The sequence below is a fragment of the Sphingobacterium bambusae genome (genome assembly GCF_033955345.1).
GTDB lineage: Bacteria > Bacteroidota > Bacteroidia > Sphingobacteriales > Sphingobacteriaceae > Sphingobacterium > Sphingobacterium bambusae.
On the sequence record NZ_CP138332.1, the window covers coordinates 543865 to 563358 of the forward strand.

General features: G+C 40.9%; 23 protein-coding genes, 3 tRNA genes and 1 riboswitch. Of the genes, 8 read left to right on the top strand and 18 right to left on the bottom strand.

All coding sequences use genetic code 11. From position 1 onward, the window contains the following. Nucleotides 1-39 precede the first annotated feature (39 nt). The 5 genes from SCB77_RS02320 (at nucleotide 40) to tenA (ending at nucleotide 3698) form a co-directional block, all read left to right on the top strand. Nucleotides 40-438, top strand: coding sequence for a hypothetical protein (locus SCB77_RS02320; protein WP_320184818.1), 399 nt, complete (start codon nucleotides 40-42; stop codon nucleotides 436-438). Between the two features lie 86 nt (nucleotides 439-524). Further along, a riboswitch (TPP riboswitch) is annotated at nucleotides 525-617 on the top strand. 75 nt (nucleotides 618-692) lie between these two features. Beyond that, complete coding sequence (gene thiM, locus SCB77_RS02325; protein ID WP_320184819.1) at nucleotides 693-1496, top strand: hydroxyethylthiazole kinase; 804 nt, start codon at nucleotides 693-695, stop codon at nucleotides 1494-1496. Next, nucleotides 1486-2118, top strand: coding sequence for a thiamine phosphate synthase (gene thiE / locus SCB77_RS02330; protein ID WP_320184820.1), 633 nt, complete (start codon nucleotides 1486-1488; stop codon nucleotides 2116-2118). The genes thiM and thiE overlap by 11 nt, the downstream gene beginning before the upstream one ends. Before the next feature lie 94 nt (nucleotides 2119-2212). Further along, nucleotides 2213-3055: a bifunctional hydroxymethylpyrimidine kinase/phosphomethylpyrimidine kinase gene (gene thiD, locus SCB77_RS02335; RefSeq protein WP_320184821.1), complete on the top strand. Its 843-nt coding sequence runs from the start codon at nucleotides 2213-2215 to the stop codon at nucleotides 3053-3055. Nucleotides 3056-3068: 13 nt separating this feature from the next. After that, nucleotides 3069-3698, top strand: coding sequence for a thiaminase II (gene tenA, locus SCB77_RS02340; RefSeq protein ID WP_320186603.1), 630 nt, complete (start codon nucleotides 3069-3071; stop codon nucleotides 3696-3698). A gap of 80 nt (nucleotides 3699-3778) precedes the next feature. On the opposite strand, the gene SCB77_RS02345 is transcribed toward tenA, so the two are convergent. Then, nucleotides 3779-4294 carry an OmpA family protein gene (locus SCB77_RS02345; protein ID WP_320184822.1) on the bottom strand — a complete coding sequence of 172 codons (516 nt, stop codon included), beginning with the start codon at nucleotides 4292-4294 and terminating at the stop codon, nucleotides 3779-3781. A 68-nt stretch (nucleotides 4295-4362) separates the two neighbouring features. Continuing rightward, nucleotides 4363-6555, bottom strand: coding sequence for a glucoamylase family protein (locus SCB77_RS02350; protein ID WP_320184823.1), 2193 nt, complete (start codon nucleotides 6553-6555; stop codon nucleotides 4363-4365). A gap of 183 nt (nucleotides 6556-6738) precedes the next feature. Here SCB77_RS02350 and SCB77_RS02355 point away from each other — a divergent pair. Both SCB77_RS02355 and SCB77_RS02360 read left to right on the top strand, forming a co-directional pair. Next, a tRNA-Gly gene (locus SCB77_RS02355) sits at nucleotides 6739-6811 on the top strand. A gap of 5 nt (nucleotides 6812-6816) precedes the next feature. Beyond that, nucleotides 6817-6901: transfer RNA gene (locus SCB77_RS02360), tRNA-Leu, on the top strand. A 158-nt stretch (nucleotides 6902-7059) separates the two neighbouring features. On the opposite strand, the gene SCB77_RS02365 is transcribed toward SCB77_RS02360, so the two are convergent. The 16 genes from SCB77_RS02365 to SCB77_RS02440 all read right to left on the bottom strand — a co-directional run bounded on the left by SCB77_RS02365 (nucleotide 7060) and on the right by SCB77_RS02440 (nucleotide 17697). Continuing rightward, nucleotides 7060-8193, bottom strand: coding sequence for an ATP-binding protein (locus SCB77_RS02365; RefSeq protein ID WP_320184824.1), 1134 nt, complete (start codon nucleotides 8191-8193; stop codon nucleotides 7060-7062). Nucleotides 8194-8356: 163 nt separating this feature from the next. Next, nucleotides 8357-8956, bottom strand: coding sequence for a hypothetical protein (locus tag SCB77_RS02370; protein WP_320184825.1), 600 nt, complete (start codon nucleotides 8954-8956; stop codon nucleotides 8357-8359). 155 nt (nucleotides 8957-9111) lie between these two features. Then, entirely contained in the window at nucleotides 9112-9480 is a 369-nt protein-coding gene (locus SCB77_RS02375; protein ID WP_320184826.1) for a hypothetical protein, read from the bottom strand. Nucleotides 9481-9644: 164 nt separating this feature from the next. After that, nucleotides 9645-9920, bottom strand: a complete 276-nt coding sequence (locus SCB77_RS02380; RefSeq protein WP_320184827.1) for a CPCC family cysteine-rich protein — start codon at nucleotides 9918-9920, stop codon at nucleotides 9645-9647. Further along, the gene (locus SCB77_RS02385; RefSeq protein WP_320184828.1) at nucleotides 9914-10480 is read right to left on the bottom strand and encodes a hypothetical protein; all 567 of its coding nucleotides are present in this window, start codon (nucleotides 10478-10480) and stop codon (nucleotides 9914-9916) included. Before SCB77_RS02385 ends, SCB77_RS02380 begins: the two co-directional genes overlap by 7 nt. 125 nt (nucleotides 10481-10605) lie before the next feature. Continuing rightward, on the bottom strand, nucleotides 10606-11283 hold the full coding sequence (locus tag SCB77_RS02390) for a hypothetical protein (RefSeq protein ID WP_320184829.1): 678 nt from the start codon (nucleotides 11281-11283) through the stop codon (nucleotides 10606-10608). A 173-nt stretch (nucleotides 11284-11456) separates the two neighbouring features. Beyond that, the gene (locus SCB77_RS02395; RefSeq protein WP_320184830.1) at nucleotides 11457-12128 is read right to left on the bottom strand and encodes an acyl carrier protein; all 672 of its coding nucleotides are present in this window, start codon (nucleotides 12126-12128) and stop codon (nucleotides 11457-11459) included. 155 nt (nucleotides 12129-12283) lie between these two features. Further along, the gene (locus SCB77_RS02400) at nucleotides 12284-12547 is read right to left on the bottom strand and encodes a hypothetical protein (protein ID WP_320184831.1); all 264 of its coding nucleotides are present in this window, start codon (nucleotides 12545-12547) and stop codon (nucleotides 12284-12286) included. A gap of 432 nt (nucleotides 12548-12979) precedes the next feature. Further along, nucleotides 12980-13504 carry a hypothetical protein gene (locus SCB77_RS02405; RefSeq protein ID WP_320184832.1) on the bottom strand — a complete coding sequence of 175 codons (525 nt, stop codon included), beginning with the start codon at nucleotides 13502-13504 and terminating at the stop codon, nucleotides 12980-12982. Between the two features lie 131 nt (nucleotides 13505-13635). Continuing rightward, a complete protein-coding gene (locus tag SCB77_RS02410; protein ID WP_320184833.1) occupies nucleotides 13636-14187 on the bottom strand; it encodes a hypothetical protein in 552 nt (183 codons plus the stop codon). A 1-nt stretch (nucleotide 14188) separates the two neighbouring features. Beyond that, nucleotides 14189-14674, bottom strand: a complete 486-nt coding sequence (locus SCB77_RS02415) for a YiiX family permuted papain-like enzyme (protein ID WP_320186604.1) — start codon at nucleotides 14672-14674, stop codon at nucleotides 14189-14191. Further along, entirely contained in the window at nucleotides 14632-14874 is a 243-nt protein-coding gene (locus SCB77_RS02420) for a hypothetical protein (protein ID WP_320184834.1), read from the bottom strand. Before SCB77_RS02420 ends, SCB77_RS02415 begins: the two co-directional genes overlap by 43 nt. Before the next feature lie 599 nt (nucleotides 14875-15473). Next, nucleotides 15474-15923: a hypothetical protein gene (locus SCB77_RS02425; protein WP_320184835.1), complete on the bottom strand. Its 450-nt coding sequence runs from the start codon at nucleotides 15921-15923 to the stop codon at nucleotides 15474-15476. 65 nt (nucleotides 15924-15988) lie between these two features. Beyond that, nucleotides 15989-16597: a hypothetical protein gene (locus tag SCB77_RS02430; protein ID WP_320184836.1), complete on the bottom strand. Its 609-nt coding sequence runs from the start codon at nucleotides 16595-16597 to the stop codon at nucleotides 15989-15991. 153 nt (nucleotides 16598-16750) lie between these two features. Further along, on the bottom strand, nucleotides 16751-17248 hold the full coding sequence (locus tag SCB77_RS02435) for a hypothetical protein (RefSeq protein ID WP_320184837.1): 498 nt from the start codon (nucleotides 17246-17248) through the stop codon (nucleotides 16751-16753). A 375-nt stretch (nucleotides 17249-17623) separates the two neighbouring features. Next, a tRNA-Pro gene (locus SCB77_RS02440) sits at nucleotides 17624-17697 on the bottom strand. 289 nt (nucleotides 17698-17986) lie between these two features. On the opposite strand from SCB77_RS02440, the gene SCB77_RS02445 reads away from it, so the two are divergent. Beyond that, nucleotides 17987-19492, top strand: a complete 1506-nt coding sequence (locus SCB77_RS02445; protein ID WP_320184838.1) for a sensor histidine kinase — start codon at nucleotides 17987-17989, stop codon at nucleotides 19490-19492. The last annotated feature ends 2 nt before the right edge of the window (nucleotides 19493-19494 follow it).

Consider the following 19494-nt stretch of genomic DNA (forward strand, 5'->3'; position numbering starts at 1 on the left):
CAAAAATGCTTATATTTAAAAGACCTTATTAGCTTCACTATGTTTACGAAACTAATCGCCATCGACAATCAAAAAATTGGAACGGTACATTTCCATGCTTTCGTCGTCAAATTGGATCACGATGAAGTTGGCTTTGCCCTATTCATGGATGATCTTTCTTCACCACTTCTTTACTTCAGCAAAGAAAACGCCAATAGTGTTACGTTTAAGATCGATAATGAACAGTTTTTAGGGATTGTCAAAAACAGTAAATTCCCCCGCGAAGAACGCAAACGTTTGTATGGGGATTTTGAATTTTTCTTACGCGCCATGGAGCAGCGTGCGACAGCTTATATCTTCAAACATTCGACAGTAAAGTACATCAGTAACTCCAGGGATATCATTCGCTATAAAAACTATTATATCACGGCTAGTACCGATATATTGCAACAGGTGTAGCAAAAAAACAATTCTTACAGCAAGCGTTGCTGCGCGCACTAAGCACAGGGACACACTTGTAGTTCCCATTAAAAATCGTTAAATTTGATTGGCTTTAGGGGTATTCTGAAAAGAATTGAGACAGTCCCTTTGAACCTGATACGGTTGATACCGGCGTAGGGAAAAGCAGTTGTGTGCACGCGTTGTACACATTCCATTTCCGCCTCTTTCTCCCTTCTAAAGCCATGAATTTAGCATAATTAAGCTTTACCGTCATGGAACAACAAATTATTCAACGATTACAACAGCTACGCGCGCAGGCTCCGCTCGTTCATAACATTACCAACTTCGTGGTGATGAACAACACCGCTAATGCGCTGTTGGCGCTGGGCGCATCGCCCGTGATGGTGCATAGTCCGCATGAGGTCAAAGAAGTGGTCAATATCAGCAATGCCTTGTTGATCAATATTGGCACATTGAGTGAAGAATGGGCCTTGTCTATGTGTGCTGCGGCCGAGGAAGCAAACCGCATCGGTTGCCCTTGGATATTGGATCCCGTCGGTGCGGGCATTTCTGCATTTCGAAATGAGGTACTCCAGGAATTGCTGCGTTACCGGCCGACCGTCATCCGCGGCAATGCGTCGGAAATTATCGCGTTATCCAATTTTGCTTCTGCCGGTGGCAAAGGGGTAGATAGCACCGCAGATAGTGCAGATGCTGCTACTTTCGGACGCCAACTGCAGGAAGCCTACGGCGCGCAGGTATGCATCTCGGGCGAGGTAGACTACATTATTGGTGAGCAGCAGAGCGCCACCGTACACAACGGATCCGTGATGATGACCAAGGTGACCGGTCTAGGCTGCACCGCCTCGGCCATAATCGCAGCCTTTATTGCCCAGCGCGAAGATCCCTTCCTAGAGGCCTTGGCGGGCGTCAGTATCTGTAGCCTAGCCGGCGAACTGGCTGCCAGACAGTCCAGTGGTCCGGGATCTTTACAGCTCAACCTTTACGATACGCTTTACAACTTAAGCGAAGAGGAGATCAACATCCACCTGAAGGTCAAAGCGTATGCGTATTAACCCCGCCTTCCCTTATCCGCTGTACCTCGTGATTTCGGAAAAGGACTGTGCGGGTCGCCCTTGGCTGTGGGTGGCCGAGCAAGCCATACAAGGCGGAGTAGACATCATACAGTTGCGGGAGAAAGATCTGCTTAAGAAAGATTTATTCCGAAAGGCTTGGGCATTGAAACAGCTGACCGACAAATACGGCATACCACTGATTATCAACGATGCCGTCGATATTGCCATCGATGTGGATGCTTGGGGCGTGCATGTGGGCCAAACAGATGCGCCACCATCACAGATTGTCGATCAATATGGAGACCGACTGCGCATAGGTTGGTCGATCGAGACGCTGACACAGCTTCATAGCGCCGAGATGTCTGCCGTGCAGCATCTGGGCGTGAGCCCGATATTTGCCACAGCAACCAAAATGGATACCATTACCGAATGGGGATATGAAGGCCTTCGCTCCTTGCGCGCGCAGACCGAAAAACCGCTGATTGCCATCGGGCAGATGAATACCGACACCGCGGCCGAAGCAATCGCGGCAGGTGCCGACAGCATTGCGGTGGTATCTGCCATTTGTGCAGCGGCAGATCCGCGACGGGCCAGCGAACGGTTAAAAAGTCAACTCTTATGACAAGCCCTTCAGCATAGAAAAGCAACGACAGACATTCCACAGAACATGATAAACCATCCCATCCCTGCATCAGGGAATTAGCGATTCATAAACGATGAAAGACTCCATAACATATAGGGTACCAACGGTACTCAGCATTGCCGGATTTGACGGAAGCGGCGGCGCCGGCATACAGGCCGACACCAAAACCATATCTGCTTTAGGCTGCTACGCCATGAATGTGCTTACGGCATTACCTGTACAAAACACGCAGGGCGTGCGACAGATTTACGATATCCCGACAGCGGCCGTCCGCGATCAATTAGCCGCCATCTTCGACGATATCTACCCCGATAGCATCAAGATTGGCATGGTGCACAGCGTGGCGTTGGTCCGCGTGATATCGGATTTTCTTCGGGATTACCGCGGCAGCATCATATTTGATCCCGTTATGGTATCTACCTCGGGTCATCAACTGATCCAGCAGGATACCATACAAGCCTGCATTACAGAACTCTTCCCACTAGCCAGCTTAATTACGCCCAACTTGGATGAGGTTTCTGTATTGGTAGATGAAAAGGTAGATACCCCAACAGCGATGGAAGAAGCCGGCAAGAAGCTGCTAGCGATGGGCTGCAAGGCGGTGTTGGTGAAAGGTGGACATCTAGACAGGGATATCCTGACCACGCTATTGCTGCAACAGGAGGCCGATGTACGCAGCTACCAGTCGGCACGAATAGCGAGCAAGAACACGCATGGATCGGGCTGCACGCTATCCTCTGCCCTAGCGAGCTTTCGTGCACAAGGGAAATCCCTCGAAGAGGCCGTTCCCTTAAGCTTAGATTATGTGCATGCCGCCATCTTAGCCAGCAAGGATCTGCAGATTGGTCAAGGAAACGGACCGTTGAATCATTTCCATAACCCTCAAAAATTAATAAGCTATGAAATGAACAGATAAAGCCTGGGAAGCTATCGATTCTCTTGTTGACAGCATCTTTCAGATGCCCTTTGTAGAAGAGTTGCGAGATGGCAGCCTACCGATCGAGAAGTTCCAATTTTACATGTTGCAGGATGCGAAATACCTGGAACATTTCGGTCGTGTGCTCGCCTACATCGGTAGTAAATGTGCGGCAAACGAGCAGGCCCTCGATTTCTTCGACTTTGGTAAAAATGCGTTGATTGTGGAGAAGGCGCTTCACGAAAATTACTTCACGCAATTTGGTATAGCAAAAGATACAGCGATACAGATCGAGCCGATATGTCACCATTACATTCATTTTCTGAAAAGCACCGCGGCCTTCGAACCTTTGGAGGTAGCCATGGCAGCCGTGCTGCCCTGCTTTTGGATCTATCAAGTGGTGGGCGATAAACTGTACGCAACACAGTCGGGATCGGGAAACCCCTATGCTGCTTGGATAGACACCTACAGCGGAGAAGATTTTGCAGCAAGCGTAACATTGGCAAAGGCCTATGTCGACCAAATCGCCGAGCAGAGCAGTGCAGCCGTACAAGATCACATGTTGACCGCCTTTATAACAGCCTCACGATTGGAATTTCTGTTTTGGGAAGCTGCCTATAAGCAGCATACATGGATCGGGTAATTTTGGGAATAAAAAAACCGTCATCCTAGGCATGAATGATCATGCTGTGGATGACGGTTTTTGGTATTGGTTCTGATCTTTTAGTTCAAGATCACAACTTCTACGCGTCTATTTTTTTGGCGCCCTTCAGGCGTCTTATTGTCGGATACTGGCTTTGTTTGTCCAAGCCCTTTGGTTGTGATGCGCGCAGCGCTAACCCCTGCATCTTCTAGAAACTTCTTTACTGAAGCTGCACGCTTTTCAGAAAGCCATTGGTTGTAGTTTGCCTCACCAGTCGAATCGGTATGTCCATCGACACGAATTTTCTTTGTTTTATCTTGATTCAGTAATTTGGAAAGTTTACTTAATTCCACCTTTGCTTTTTCTGTTAGATAAGACGAGTTTGTTGGAAATAATAAATCGGAAGATAAAGTAAACTTGATTCCTTCATCTGTACGAGAAGCATCGTCAAATTCACTTTTTACATTTTTTAATCCGTCGTCTGTCCCATCCTTGGTTACAACAGCTCCTGGATTGACCATGATCGCGCGTTGTTTACAAGAGGTAACGCCTAATGTGATGGCAAGTAGCAGTGCAGCAGTGGTAATATGTTTCATGAAATTCCCTTTAATTGTTCGTAAATATAATAAAATTGCGGGTCTTAGCCTCTACTTCAATTTGTTTTTTAGTTTTGCGCCTTTAATTTCTCCAGCAAGCTTTTTATTTCCGGAATCTCTCCGTAGAGTTTCCAGATCAATCCGGAACGGGCGTTCTCGATGCCGACGGCAACAGCCGCTTGATTGGTGGCGAAATATTCGTCGGATACATCGCTATCGCGCAGGTCTAGCCAAGCGCGGAAGCCATACTCCGTAAAGAAGTTCTCTCCATAATTGTCGTACAGCGCAAGTACCGATTTGCGGCCTTCATTGGGCAGCAAAAACATGGATGCTGGCGCAATGGCCGGATTGATACGGTAGCTGCCCACACTGTCGGCCAGTTGGTAGAAGCCCCAAATATCGGAGTTGGTGGAGCCCACACCGATCTCATTGTCGCGACGCTTGCGCACTTTAATGTAAGCACGGATCGCCTCTTCAAAGTTGATCTCGCGGTCGGGCAACATCGTTGGGTTGATGGTAAAGAAGGGCTTGTAGAAATCCAACAAGCTCCCCTTAGCATTCCCAAAAATAAGATGCTCTCCATACATATTGGTATCCTGCAATACCGATACCCTTTCGGCCACACCTTCAAAATCATTTCCAAAAGGATTGAAAGCCAAGCGGAAGGTCTCCATCACCAACGACAGGGTGTCCTTCGCCAAACTATCCATTTTATTATAGGCCGAAGCATAGCGAATATCTATATTCTTCACGCCGTTCTCATAAGCGGAAAGCGGTATGGCATGGCTGGGTGAGCTCATCGCCAAAAGGTAGGCATTGATGGATTCATTGATACCGCCCAAGGTTGGATATTGCTTGCTCGCATCCAATCCCGACACTTTCTCCAACAACACATCGGCATAGCCATCCGCCAACAGTTGGTCCCATTGGATGGCCTCATACAGTTTGGTTATTTTGGCACGAAGGTCTTTTTCGTTTTCCCCTTCATTCTTGAAATACTGTCGTGCCACCAAAAGCGCTTCGACCATAGACGATGTAGATAGTACATCGTAACTGGGTTCACCATCGCGGTAATCAGGCAAGCCTGTTCTGCCATCGAAGTAAGCGGGAAAGATGCCAAAGCGGTTCTGCCCCTTTTCGAGGAAGTTCAACATGCGGGCTATCCGGCCGACAGCCACCTGCCGATTGATTCGCCCTTTCTCCACACCCACAATTAAACTCAACACGGCATTGCCGCTTTCCTTCACGGATACCAAGGCACGATCTTTCATGCCGAATGGCAAATACAAACCGCTGTTGATATCGAAGTTTTCGGTGAAATAATTCACATGTGCCCCCTGCACGAGATCCAGCAGCTCGCTCTCGCTCAGTCGCTTCGTCTTTACTTCCTTGATCTGCGAAAAAGGTGATTCCACATAGTTATAATCGATCCACGCGATCTTGTAAAAGTAGGTTTTGTTTAGATCAGGTACGTAATCCAAACAACCTTGCATGGATATTGGGCGGATGCCTACCGGCGTAAAGTTCTTTCCATCTTCCGATCGGTAGATCTTGATATAACGAATGGAAGGGGTCAGTGGTAGTTGCCACTGCAGGTGCACCTGCTTATCGTAGGCTACAGCTGTGGAAAGGATGGCGGGTGATGAAAGCTTCACCTGCGACACATTCTTCGGTAGGAATTCTACCTGATCGATAAATAGCTGATGCGTTTCATTGGAGGCAACGCTCTGCATCAAACGCACCGCAGTAATCGGCTCCTTGCCCATCAGATTGTTGAATTTGGACATGGGAATCTTCACGCGCATCCACATATTGTAACCAAAATCTTCGATATAGGGTTTCAGATCCAAAAAGTCCGATTCGTTCTTCCGCTGCCGGATACCGATACGCGGAAGATCCTGCTCTTGGGTATTCTCGGATTTCACAAAGAGCTGGAAGACCAAAAAGTCGGACGAGTTGACATGGTAATTCAACTTCTGCCGGCTATACTGTAGGTCCACATGCCAGTTGCCTTCCTGTGCAGACTTATATTGTAGAGACAGCGCATTGCCCGGTGTAAAGAAAAGTGTATCGGACACCAGCAGATGGCTGTTTAGATTTTCTACCCACGACTGCCCCTGATACTCGACTTTACTTTTTGCATACACCCCTTTCATCAGGCTATTATCAAAGATTACCTCGGGGTATGTATCGGCGTAGCTATGCGTAAAAACGCCTAGCGACAGGGCTATAGAAAAAAAGATCGAATAAAGACACTTCATAACAACTATTGATTTACGGCAAAAATAAGCAAATATTGAACCATTTGAACGAAAAGACAATTATTCCGGCAAATGGTCAAAAAAATATTACGCACATTCCTAGAATGTTAGGCTGGAGGCATCCAAAAAACAAGCAAATAATTTTTAGAATAAAGTTTTCTCTCTATATTTGCATCATCGCAAGCGAAAGTAGCTCAGTTGGTAGAGCACAACCTTGCCAAGGTTGGGGTCGCGAGTTCGAATCTCGTCTTTCGCTCAGTTGCCTAGGTGGTGGAACTGGTAGACACGCAGGACTTAAAATCCTGTTCCTGTTAAAGGAGTGCGGGTTCGATTCCCGCCCTAGGTACGGAAAAAAAGCTCATCGAAAGATGGGCTTTTGTTGTACATATGGGTATCGTTTTCGGAGCGCCGGCGACACAGTTTGTTTTACAGTCTCTCTCGTTTATTTATGAATATAAACTGGATTTTATATTTCTAATCATTTTGATTTCACACCTCTTTATATCACAATAGAAAGTCATCAATGTTTTTCGGTGATATAATTTTAAATTCTGCATGAGGATAATGTGTTGCAAAAGTAGAAGGAAACCTTGCCTTTGCTGTTGGTGACCACTTAAATTCATAAGCATGAAGACTGTCATTGGTTTCTTCAATGAAGTCGATTTCCTGTTGTTGTGTTGTGCGCCAAAAAAATTGTTCCGCGTCGATATTTTGATAGGCTCTATACTTTAACCGTTCTGCGACGACAAAATTTTCCCACAATGCACCAGCATCAGTTCTTACGCCAAGAGCTTTAAAGTCACCGATAATGGCATTCCGAATACCGCAATCATAAAAATAAACCTTTTTGCCTTTTTTTATTTCATTGCGTACGTTTCGGCTAAATGCCGGAAGGCGAAAAACGACAAATGTTTTTTCAAGCAAGTCGATATATTTATCGACCGTTTTATAATCGCTTCCCACGATTTGTGCAATTTCATTGTAATTGACTTCACTGCCTAATTGCAACGCCAATGCTTTGAGCAGTTTGGAGAGAATTAAAGGCTTTTTGATCTGTTCTAACATCAACAAATCTTTATAGAGATAGCTATTCGCTAATAATTTAAGCAGTTCGATTTCTTCGCCGACTTTGGATACGATTTCTGGATAATAGCCGTAGACAAGGCGATGTTCGATTAATCGTCTTTCCTCTATCAAACCATGATGCTGAACCATCTCACCGAAACTAAGTGGGTAAAGCATAAATTCATATTTTCGTCCTGTCAGGGGTTCGTTGATTTGGCTGGATAACTCAAAAGCAGATGACCCCGTTGCAATGACCTGCACCGATTTTATTTGGTCTGTAAATAATTTCAGGGTCAAACCAATATTCGGTATGCGCTGCGCTTCATCAATAAACACAATTTTCTTGGAACCAATCTCTATTTTAAGTTTGGTTGCTGTTGTGTTGGTCAATATCTCGCGTACATCCGAATCATCGCCATTAAGATATAAATGATCTTTATCGTGTAGGATATGTTCAACAAGAGTCGATTTTCCGGATTGTCTGGGGCCGAAAATAATCAGTGCTTTCCCTTTAAAAAGGCGGCTTTGCATTCGTTCCTGTATTGTACGATAGATCATGATTTCGGATTTCATCCCTGTAAAGTTATAATATTTATGGATTACATTCCAATATTATCATAATAATATTGGAATTTAAAGTTATTCTATTCCAAAAGTGGAAACAAATCCCTATGTCTCGTACCAATTCATCGTAAATTGAAGCAATTAAATTCACGTCCCCTCCCAATTATTGCATCTAGTATCGGCTTCTTTTTAAGTTTTCTCTTCCTGTGTCTTCAAAAGTTGTCTTTTTTATCGCTTTCAAAAATCGGTCATTTGCCTTGTTGTTTAAAGTATCAAATCTTACTTCTCCATCATAATGTATATATCCAATCAAGTCTTCATCGTCGTTGATAAAATGATAATACGAAAACGACGCGTCACATCTTGTCAAAATAATGAAATGTTCAAGAAATTCTTTCAAATGTGCAATATCAACAGTTATGCCTCCATTAAATTTCAAGGTAACTTTGTTGTCACGCAGATATTTAACAGCATTAATAAGCTGTTTGTAGTCAGTTCTGTTTTTCGAGTTTTTTGTAATCCAAGTTGAGTTAAAGTCACATAGAAACGTGAGCCTATCAATTCCCAATTCTCTATATAAAGAAACAAGTTCTGCAGCAATTTTCTTTTTCAATTGAATTTCTGTGTCTGCTTGAAGTTTCAACCAATACAACGAATTAATATTTGGGTAATAAAAAACTTCTTCATCTTTCTTTTTGTCGTACTCACGCAATGGAAAAGTTGAAAACTTATCTAAGCATTCTTGTCGGTCTATTTTTTTTAGCATAGTCATAAAAGCATTTCCGCTAACGTTTTGCGGCTTTGCGTTCGGGCGGATTTCGAAGCACAAAGTTTAAATTTATTACTAAAATTCTCTAGAAGCAAAGAGCTTCAAGCTTGCAGGCCTCCCCGGACTGACGCAAACCGCGTGTTATGGGCAGTTATTTTTCATGTCAAGTTTTCTGGCGGCCCAGCTTGCCCAGTAATGTCTCCTCCAAACTTTACCAAGTCAAATAGTCGCATTACACTCCAGCTTAGTTCGTCTTGATTGCAATAATAACCTTCGATTTCTCCATATGTTTTGTAGTCTGAAATATTGAAACCGTCTTCAATATCATTAAACCAAATAACTTTCATTCCACAAATTGCGACAACCCAAAATCCACCACCATCATCACCATATTCTTTTTCTGTCCACTTTGCTGGGGCTATTTTAATTAATTGCCAAAAATTCCAAAGCTCTCCGTTTAAGTCGATTTCTGTCTTTTGGATTTGGTCGTAAAGTTCACTTTCTGAAATAGGTTTCCACGCTGTCATTTTCTGCTGTTATAATTACACATAAGGTTTTGGGTATTGCCGAAGGCGGGTTTTCTAGCGTCACACTTCACTCGGAGCGGATAAGTTCAAATTTAGTAACTAGTTTCATTCGGAGACGTTCAGCCCACCTATCGTCAATACGATTTTATGCGCCGTTTTTATTGTTATTCTAATGGTTTCCAATTTGTTTCTCGTTGTTCGTCTTTTGTTGGTTGTCTTACGTTTTTAATCATCTCTTTTTCACAAGCACCAAATTTAACAAAGTTCTTTTGTCCTTGTCTTAGCGAAACTTGGTTTGCTCCATCTTCATAGTTCGGATCGTCAAGTTGAATTGGGGCGTATTCCCAAAAACAAACTTCGCAAATGTCATATGTTCCATTTGGTTGTTCTCTAAATGTCTTGTAACCACAACAAGGACAAGCAAACTTTTCTGTCACCATACTTTCCACCAAGGTTTTTTGTTCTCAAATGAATAGTAACTTCCTCCTGTCAAAGTTTTTGTGTCAAGGTCATATTTAAACTCAACCCATTCGTCCGAATGGTGCATAGGACTAAATGCAACTCCCGTCACAAAACTATTTTCAACACTAATTTCAGCCAATCCATCCCACGAAATTCTTTCTGTTTCCCAATGTGTTCCGTCTGGTTCAATAATTGTCAAGTCGGTTTGGTCTTGTAAAACAAGTCTGTCCTTACTTGCTTTAAAAATGCCTGAATATCCAACGCCAAAAACTTCAATAGCTGTTGTGTCGTTTGGGTTCATTAAGTAACAAGTTCCACAAGCAACAACTAGCAAGTTTCGAGTATTTTCAAATGCTATGATTTCTTTTAAATCTGTCCAACCCGGTTGAAAATTTGCTATCCATTCCGTACCGTCGGTCTTGTAAAAGCGAACAGGAAACCCTTCCGAATAAAAGGGTTCTCCATTGTCGGTTACAGAAACATACATTGGTCCATAAGTCGGCAAAGCGTTTAATATTTCGTATCGTTTTTCTGTCATCACTTTGATTCTTATAGGGTCGTTTTAATATGGTTGCTAACGTTTTGGGGGCTTTGTGATGGTCGGGCAATCGAAGCACAAAGCTCCAAGCTTGCAGGTCAGCCCCGACTGACGCAAACCGCGTGTTATGGGCTGCTTCTTCTTTTCCTCTCAATTTGTTCTTGTATTTTATCTACAAAAGCCCGTTTGAATTTATTGATTTGTCTCTTGTTTGCGATATACCAAAAGTCCCGATTTATTAAACGATACTCATTTGGATTGTCCAAACTGCTTAAACTGACGAAGGCAAATGTGGTAACGGATGGATTAGAATCGGGTCTTGTCCATGTATGGACAATTTCTTTTGTGTCAGGATAATATAAGTTTACATGAAGCCAGTAATCGTGGTAATAGTTGTTATAATTTTTTTTGGGTAAAGGTGTCAAGGAATCCATCTTCAGTTTTTCTAAATATTCCTCCATTTGATGTGATGTCCAAATGTAACCAGTGTCACGTTTTGAAATAAATTCAACATTTTTTGGAGGCTGAAAGTTCGGATTTAATTTATTTAATTCCGTGATTGCATCAATTACTTCTTTTTCGCTTGCTTGAATGTCCCAATATTCGACGAATGGATAACTTCCTGCAAAACCTCCTATTTTTCGTCTTAAAAATTCATTGGCACCGAAAAGGAATAAAAAAATAAAAAGAAGGATGAAACCACGGTATAACCATGATCTTGATTGCATAATTGTCTTTAGCTTTTTGAAGCCAAAAATCATTATAAATAATGAAAGTGCTAAAAGTGGTAAAGCTACATCCATTTTCTCTGTCTATTATTTGTGTGATGTCGTCATAAAGTGGCATATAACGGTCTCGGAATTTGCGTTCGCACGGTTTTCGGAGCTTAAAAGTTGATGTGCGGTACAATGTTCGATTAACCAGGTCTCCTGCCATTGAGGCAAACGCCTGTTTCCAGTAGTGTTTCCTTCTCCCGTCATACGAACTCTGCTTCTCTTGTTAATTTACTTTTATCTAACCCCAAGTCGTTAATAAACCATTCAGTCAATAATTTTTCAATTTCATTTTTGTTCACCGACTTAGGATTTCGTCTTGATTTCAGATAGCTTTCTCTTGTCATTTTTTCAGCAATTTGTCCAACCGTCTGTAGGTCAAGTTCGTTACCCATTTTATTTGAAAACCAGAGTCCTACAAACGAAATACAGAGTCCCCCCAAACCATATTGCCATTTAAAAAACAGTCCAACGATTGATACGAACAACAAAGTTAAAAGCGTGTTTGTCACCCAATGTGGAGGTCTTAAGATGTCTAGGTCAACGTCTAAATAATTTTCTAAGTCACTTATCATTTCCCTTCTCCTTTGTCGGGGTAAAAAATTGTTAAGCGGAAAATCTGTCGTTATAACTTTATTGTCAATTTTAAATAGCGAGGTAATTGCGACACGCAGTTTGTAAAAAGCTTGTTGTGTAGTACAGTCGTCAAAATTGTCAAGCTGAATTTTGTTTATGATATGATCGCAAAGTTCTCCTAATGTCTTGATGTGCATTAGTTCAGTATCCCCAAACTTGATGTCAAATGATTTCTCAATTTTCACGAGTAAATCATCTGCATCTTCACTGTCTATATTTTCTGCTTTATGATCCGTCATAGCATCATTGGTAAAGTTTCGGGTATTGCCGAAGGCCGGATCTTTAGAACTCAAGCTCAAAGGAAATACCTCAGTTCAAATATAGTAATAAGTTCAAAAGAATTACTTAGGCCCCGCTTTCGGTAAACTCTTGTTAGCAGTAGTTTTTCCTACATTCATTTTAACACATTATAATCTTCAAGTACGTCAAAGCCAAGTCCGCCTTTTCTCACAGTTACTTTTATGCTATCCGCTTTATTAATTTCATCGGTATCGGCATAACTAAACTCCAATTCCTTTTTTATGCTAAAGTAGTCTATTCTCACTAAAGATTCTCGCTCATTGCGATGATATTTTAGACTAGGCATTGAACTTTTTTCCTTTATCAGAAATCGATATTCAGTCATTATTTTGTCTGCAAAATAATAATTGGTCGCCATAAAAATATAGCAACAAATAAAACCCCAAGAAAACACATTCTATATTACTGGAAAAAAGTTTCCCGTCAAAAAATATGTCTTTTTATAGTGGTTTCTATTGAAATAGAATGTCAACAAGCTAACAACCAAAATAATTGAAATTGGAATATAAATGTCCATGATTGTTTTCCTATAAATAGCAATTTCAAATACTAATAATACAATTCCGATAAAAAATGTTCCGGCGTAAAGCCCCTTCCAAAGCTTCTCATTTTTCTCTATTTCTTGCTTTCGCTTTATTGTCTTCATGAAATTACCGTTAACATTTCGAGCCTTGCCGCAGTGGGGAATTTCGGAGCACCAAACTTCAATTTATCACTAAAGTTTATTAGAAGCAAAGAGCTTCCAGTTTGCAGTCAGCCCGCCTGAAGCCCCCGTGTTATGTGGCGTTTTTTATCTTTCTACTTTGCTCATTTTAATTGTGTCAGTCAGATTTCTAAAACCAATCAAGTTGTCATGGTCTATTTTCATTTTTATAGAATCCGTTTTTAAAATCCATTTTCCTTGTTCATTCTCACAAATTCCGTCCAAGAAACCCCAGGAAGAACCTGGATCCAAGCTGTAGGTCATACTAAACTCGTTTGTTTCTTTCCATCTTATCAGCGAAAAAGTAGTGTCCGCTTTCTGAAATGTCCATCCTTCCAGTCTTCTTTCTTGGTATCTGTCTATTCCGTCCCCGAATAAGTAAAACATTACAAATGATGCTATTACAGAGTTTATAAGAAATACTCTTGAATACTCTTTCTTTTTCGCCAAAAAAAATATCCCGGCAATTATAAGATTGAGTATAAAAACAAATGGTACTAAAAGAATAATTGCTATTGACCCACTTGGGTCTGGATCCATTTGATACACCCATAGCCAAATCAGGCCAAAATCAATAATAGCAAGTCCTAATAGCTTGTATAGCGTTTTCATTCGTGATGTCGATTTTTAAAATGTCATACAACCGGTCGCGTATCGGCAATAAGCGGAATTTGATACTGAATTTGACACGAAACTTTTCGACCCGCACATAGCCAATACAATCTTACCTGCTGGCATTCTCGTCAATTGTTGTTTTCATTTTCAAATTTACGTTTTTGTCTAACGCTATAAATTGTTCCTGCAATTACTCCTGTTAGCCCGCCCAAATAACTGAAGTTGTGCATGGAACCAACAGCGATAAAATTCTTTGTGTCTATCAAGTTATCAGGCAACCACCAACTTACTCCTGTGTTAGCAAGATATAGTTTACCGTATGCAAGTCCGAGAAGTCCTGTTACAAAAGCAACAATAACCGTCACGATAATTGAACCGATTGCTGCACGAAACATTTGTTTGCTGCTTTTATGAACTAAACCAACAAGACCTAGGATTAGCCCGATCGGAATCCCCATCCACCAGGTCGCCATAAAACCAACAGCAGATACTCCAATTCTCGGATTCGGAATGATTGCTGCATTTCCTACGTCGTCCATTAGTCCAAATTGATAGAACTTAAATTTCGTGTAATACTCTGGCGAAATCGTGTAAGTTAGTTGGTCGTGAAGAATACCATAAAGACCACCAATAATAGGTGCAATAGTTAGAATTAAAAGTAATATGAGAAATTTTTTCAAATCAATTTTCCTTTACTGTTGTCAGAAGTTCACTTTCAAAAACTGCCTTTGGTGAAATCACAATTTCATCCATTGGTATTTTATCATCATAACGCTCTTTTAATTTTTGTTTAACAACATCGTTTGTCAAGTCAAAATCGCTAAGTTTTTCAAGTTTACCAATTTCAAGTCCTGTTGCACGTTTGTATATTTTCCAAATCAATTCAGAGCAATAAATTTTGTCATCACTCCACTCAAAAGTCAAATCATAATTTTTGCCTTTAAACTTTTCGCCTTCTTGTTTCATTTTTTGAATTGTTTCAGGTGTCAAAATTTGAGTAGCGTTTTTTAGTCGCTTAATTACATAGTGTCCGTCTTTGCCACGTGCGATCCATTGGTCAAGTGTTGTTGTCTTAACCGGTTGAACTGCTTCAAAAACGTAATATTGTCCGTTTTCGCTGTATATTATTCCGCAATGCGAATATTTTGACTTTGTCGCAAGTTGAATTGCTTTGCTTTGCTTTGCTCTGAAAGTGAAGTTTGAAAAATTAGGTCTCCATCTTTTATTTCGTTTGTGTCAGCAAGTTTTCTGATTTCTGTTTTTGCGTTATCAAGTCGGTGTTTCGGGTCGTAAAACTTCCGTTTAGCGTAAAGTCCACCGACAACAATCAGTCCTAAAAGTCCAAGTAAAATTAATCCCTTTTTCATTGTCGTTTGTCGTTGTCGTACCGTTAGCTATACTCACAGGTAACGTTTTGGCGTTTGCGCCGAGGCGGTTTTGGAGTACAAATCAACGCAACACAAAAGTTGGTGTGTGGTACAATGTTCAATTAACCAGATCAGGCGCCATTGAGCCAAACCGATTTTGTCAATAGTTTTTTATTGCTGTTTGAATGGTATGATTTTTTTTCTCACCAATTCGTTTCTTAAGTTGTCTGCGTATTTATGCGCAAATTTTTCCTTTTCTGATTTTGGTATTTCAAAGTACTTGTCTCGCCTTGCTTCCCACAGTTCAAAATCTTCGTCCTGTGTTGATGGTCGATCTACAAAATCTAAATATTGAACGTAGTGTCCGAATTCGTGTGGTAACGTCCTATAAAGTTGAGTATTTCTAACATTTTCAAGTTCGTACCCAGCGATAAAATGTCTACCATCATTCACAATTTTATGTCCATCTTCAATTAGTCTTTCGAGTTCTTTTTGGTCGTCAATAGAAAGATTATTCTTCCATTTGAATTTCCTCTTAAAATCGACAGCGTCTAAGATTATTGCAGGATAATAGCTTTTTTCAAATTCATAGGAGTAAATTAGTCTTCCCAGGTTGGTGATAAAATTTCTTCTTTTCTTTTTGGTTGTCGCAATACTATAAGTTTCAATTCACCATAATCCTCTTTTGGAATTTGTTCAATAATTGTTTCAATGTCAATAACTGAACAAGGATGTTGAGAGTCTGCTCTTGTTTGTTCTATTACGAATAAAAAATCGTGTCCATTTATAACGGATTTTATTTTATAGTAGTCAGTAAGCCTTTCATAAAAACTTTGCAAAACTCCACAAGGTTCTGGAATAGTCAATTTATTGTTCTGTCCAAACCCTCGCTTAACAGTCCCTATGTTTCTATTTCGTCTAGCAGGATTGTTCATTATTGCTATCTCTGTAAAATTAATGTCAACGGTTTCGGACTTTGCGTTGGTGGGCTTTTGAAACCGAAAACTGTCTACCTGCACCAAGGTTTTTAATTGTACAAATGTTTCCATTCGCAATGTCTCCCCACTAACGCACATCCCGTGTTACCAACCCAGCTTTTTGTTTTCACTACTTTTCAGTCTTTATAAACTGCAAGTCGAATTTGTCTGAAACCGCTGTTGTCGTTCCCAAACATAAATAAATAAGCATTCATTTCGTCCGCTCTCTTAAATCTTAAGTCATCCCTAAATGTTTCGTCCTTGACTTTACTTTGTTTAATATTCGTTGAAACAGGCTCTCCAAATTCTGAAGTCAATTGGGTAACTAGTTCGTCAAACTTAGCTTGGAATACTTTGAACTTTTTAGTATATTTTTTTTCTGCTATAAAATCAGATTTCTCTTTTTCCAAGTAGTCCCATTGGTAAAGAATTACTTTTACCATACTGTTAGTGGCAACATAAAAATATTGCGTTTCAAGTCTGAAATTTGGTGTCTCGTTGATTACATAAGTTTTAGGTGTGGCTAAAACATATTTGTTTATGTTTGGATAAATTCCTTCTCCAATTCCAATCAAACGTTCAGGCGTGATGTCTTTCGAGTGTTTTTGTCTTTCTAATTTAACGACCGTTTGTATGTCAAGTTTGTCAAATTCACTCGCCTGCTTCTCATGGAAAATTAGTCTGTTTGTCACGCAAGATATCAAAGTAAACAGGGTCAGTATGACTATGTATTTTGTAAACTTCATTCTTTTCGGTGTCGATTTAGCATTAGTGCTAACGGTTTGTGGCTTGGCGAAGGGCGGGATTTTTGGCACTACACTTCACTCGGAGCCGATAAGTTCAAATTTAGTAGTTAGTTTCATTCAGAGACGGTCAGCCCGCCTTTTGCCAAACCACTGTTAGGCGTTCGTTTTTATACCTGCTCTTCTTATAAAGTCAATTTCATAGTCGTCTGCTAAACATTCAAAAGTTTCGTCTTTGAAGAAAAAAATGAAATGTCTTTTATTCGAATTTTCCATTGTTAGATTAACTATTGGTTCGGGAAACTCTCTATCTAAGCCACTCTTAATTTCATAGAAACCTCCCCAAGGTAATTCACTCGGATTGGTTCTATATTGTCCATAATAGTAGCCTTCATCATTGCAAGTGTTAAGAGAATATTTTGAGCAACTTTTAAATAAAATACTTGCTTTATCTCCTTCGTCAAAACCTTCGAAAACATAGTCATTTACAATGATGGTCATTATGAGGTTTGAATTGATTACTTGTAATTCGATTTCTGGTGAAACTGAATGAGCGTTCCAATCTTTTGTTATTTGAACGTAGTCAACCTTTGTCAGTTGGTTTTGGTCGTTAACTTTGTTTTTGTCCCCAAAAAATCTTTGTAGCCAATTCATATTATTTTCTTCTGTTGATTTGCTGTCGTAAAATGACGCCTAACAATTGTATTTGCGAAATCAATATACAAACTATTTCGCAAATCCACATCTATATACTTAATACGTCTAAAATTTTGTAATAAACCATACATACCTGATTACGAAACATGTATATCTATTCCTGTCACAAATAACGAAACAAAATTCCCTACAATATTTTTCACCGCTATGGTGAATTACTCGACCTCAAAATAAACGATATTCGATCATCTGATAAGATTATACGTATCAACCAAAGCACAGGAAATAAAGACTGATAAGTTGCTAGAACTACTGTTTTTTGAACGAAATATGGTGAAAATAAAAAAGCCGCTGATAAACAACGGCTTTTTGTCGGGATGGCCGGATTTGAACCGACGACCTCCAGCACCCCATGCTGGCGCGATACCGGGCTACGCTACATCCCGAAAGATTCTTTTGTTAAGCTGTATTTCATTATTAAAAACAGCTTTGAGCCGCATGTAGAGCCAAGGGAATTTGACTAGCGGAGTGCAAATATGTATAAAATTATCAAAAATCCAAAATATTAAATCTCGATAAAATCATAAAAAATAAGGACTTTTACATTCGTGTAGTCACAAGCCGTATGCAGCAAATGAAAACCGCGGTGTTCATCACTTTTTTAGGCTCTTTCGTCACATTTTTCACATCGGTCTTTTCATTTCTACTAACATTGCATTATCAAACCCACGACGTATGAAACTAAAGGATTTAAAACGAATTGAATTTTGGATTGCCAGTGTGCTGCTGCTTATCGTTGCACTCGTACTGGTCTTTGACACCAATAAAAGAAGTGATAATGGCGAACATTACGAATTTATTGTTTCTAAAATAACCTACTCCTACTTCTTCAACTTCTTTCTGCCGAGGCTCTTCAACATCAGCACGATCTACCTCTGCTTCTTGTGTCTTAATTTTTGGCTAATCCCTTCCATCATCAATAAGAAAAACGAGCTGCTATCGTATTTTCTCATTATCATGCTGATGGTGGTTGCCGGGATTGTATTCGGCGTGAGCCGAACCCACAGCCACACCTACGAACTGCGGGAGTATAACACCTTGACACAGGGCTACAACCGCTTTTTCTTTGATGCCTTTACAAAAGCCTTTCTACTGGTTCTAGCCTTATCTGCCTACACCTGCTTGAAACAACTTATTATCTACATTGTCGATAGTATGGAAGGCGAAAGCGCGATGCAGAAACAACTGAAGATGGACCTCGCCTTAGGACTTGGATTTTGGTTTGCCGGTGTACTTTTCTGGATCGGGACCGGCTCCAGCTATCAACTGACCGTGCTATGGACCTTAGTGATGTTGGCTGCCATAGGCTTGGTTATCTATTCGCTGTATTACCTGCTGCCTGAGTTATATAGCAAACAGAAAAAATTTAGCACATTCTTTTGGACGGTTTTCCTCGTCAGCATCATCCTGACCCTACCCTTGAGCGTCCTAGCGGTATTCTTTTTCCAGCGGAATATCGATGCTGCTTTTATTTTATTGGCTTTCCATATGCCTACGCAGATGCTTATCAGCGTACCGCTTTCGTGGTTTCTTTACAAAAAGCGATTGGAGAGCCGTGCCGAGATCACTACGCTTCGTACGGAGTTGGGAAAATCCGATGCCAACCTGCACTTCTTAAAGTCGCAGATCAATCCGCATTTTTTGTTCAATGCGTTAAATACGCTCTACGGTACGGCGCTACAGGAGCAAGCGGAACGGACAGGCGAAGGCATACAAAAGCTGGGCGATATGATGCGCTTTATGCTGCATGAAAACCTGCAGGATACTATCCCACTCATTCGTGAAGTCGACTACTTAAACAATTATATTGCGCTGCAAAAGCTACGCACCTCCCCTTCTGCTGACATCAAAATCGAAACCTTAATCGAGGCAGAATTTAGAGGCCTGCACATTGCGCCCATGCTGCTGATTCCATTTGTCGAAAATGCCTTCAAGCATGGCATCAGCCTGCAACGACCATCGTATATCAAGATCAGCCTGCAGATTCAGGAGAACGTGCTGTACTTTGATGTATGCAACAGCATCAACCCGAAAAATGAACAAGATCCCGAGGCCGATCGAAGCGGTGTAGGCTTGGCTAATGTAAAACAACGGATGTCGCTCCTCTACAAGGATAGGCACGACCTCATCATTCGTGAAAATGTGCATGAATATTTTGTACACCTCACGCTAACGCTTTAAGA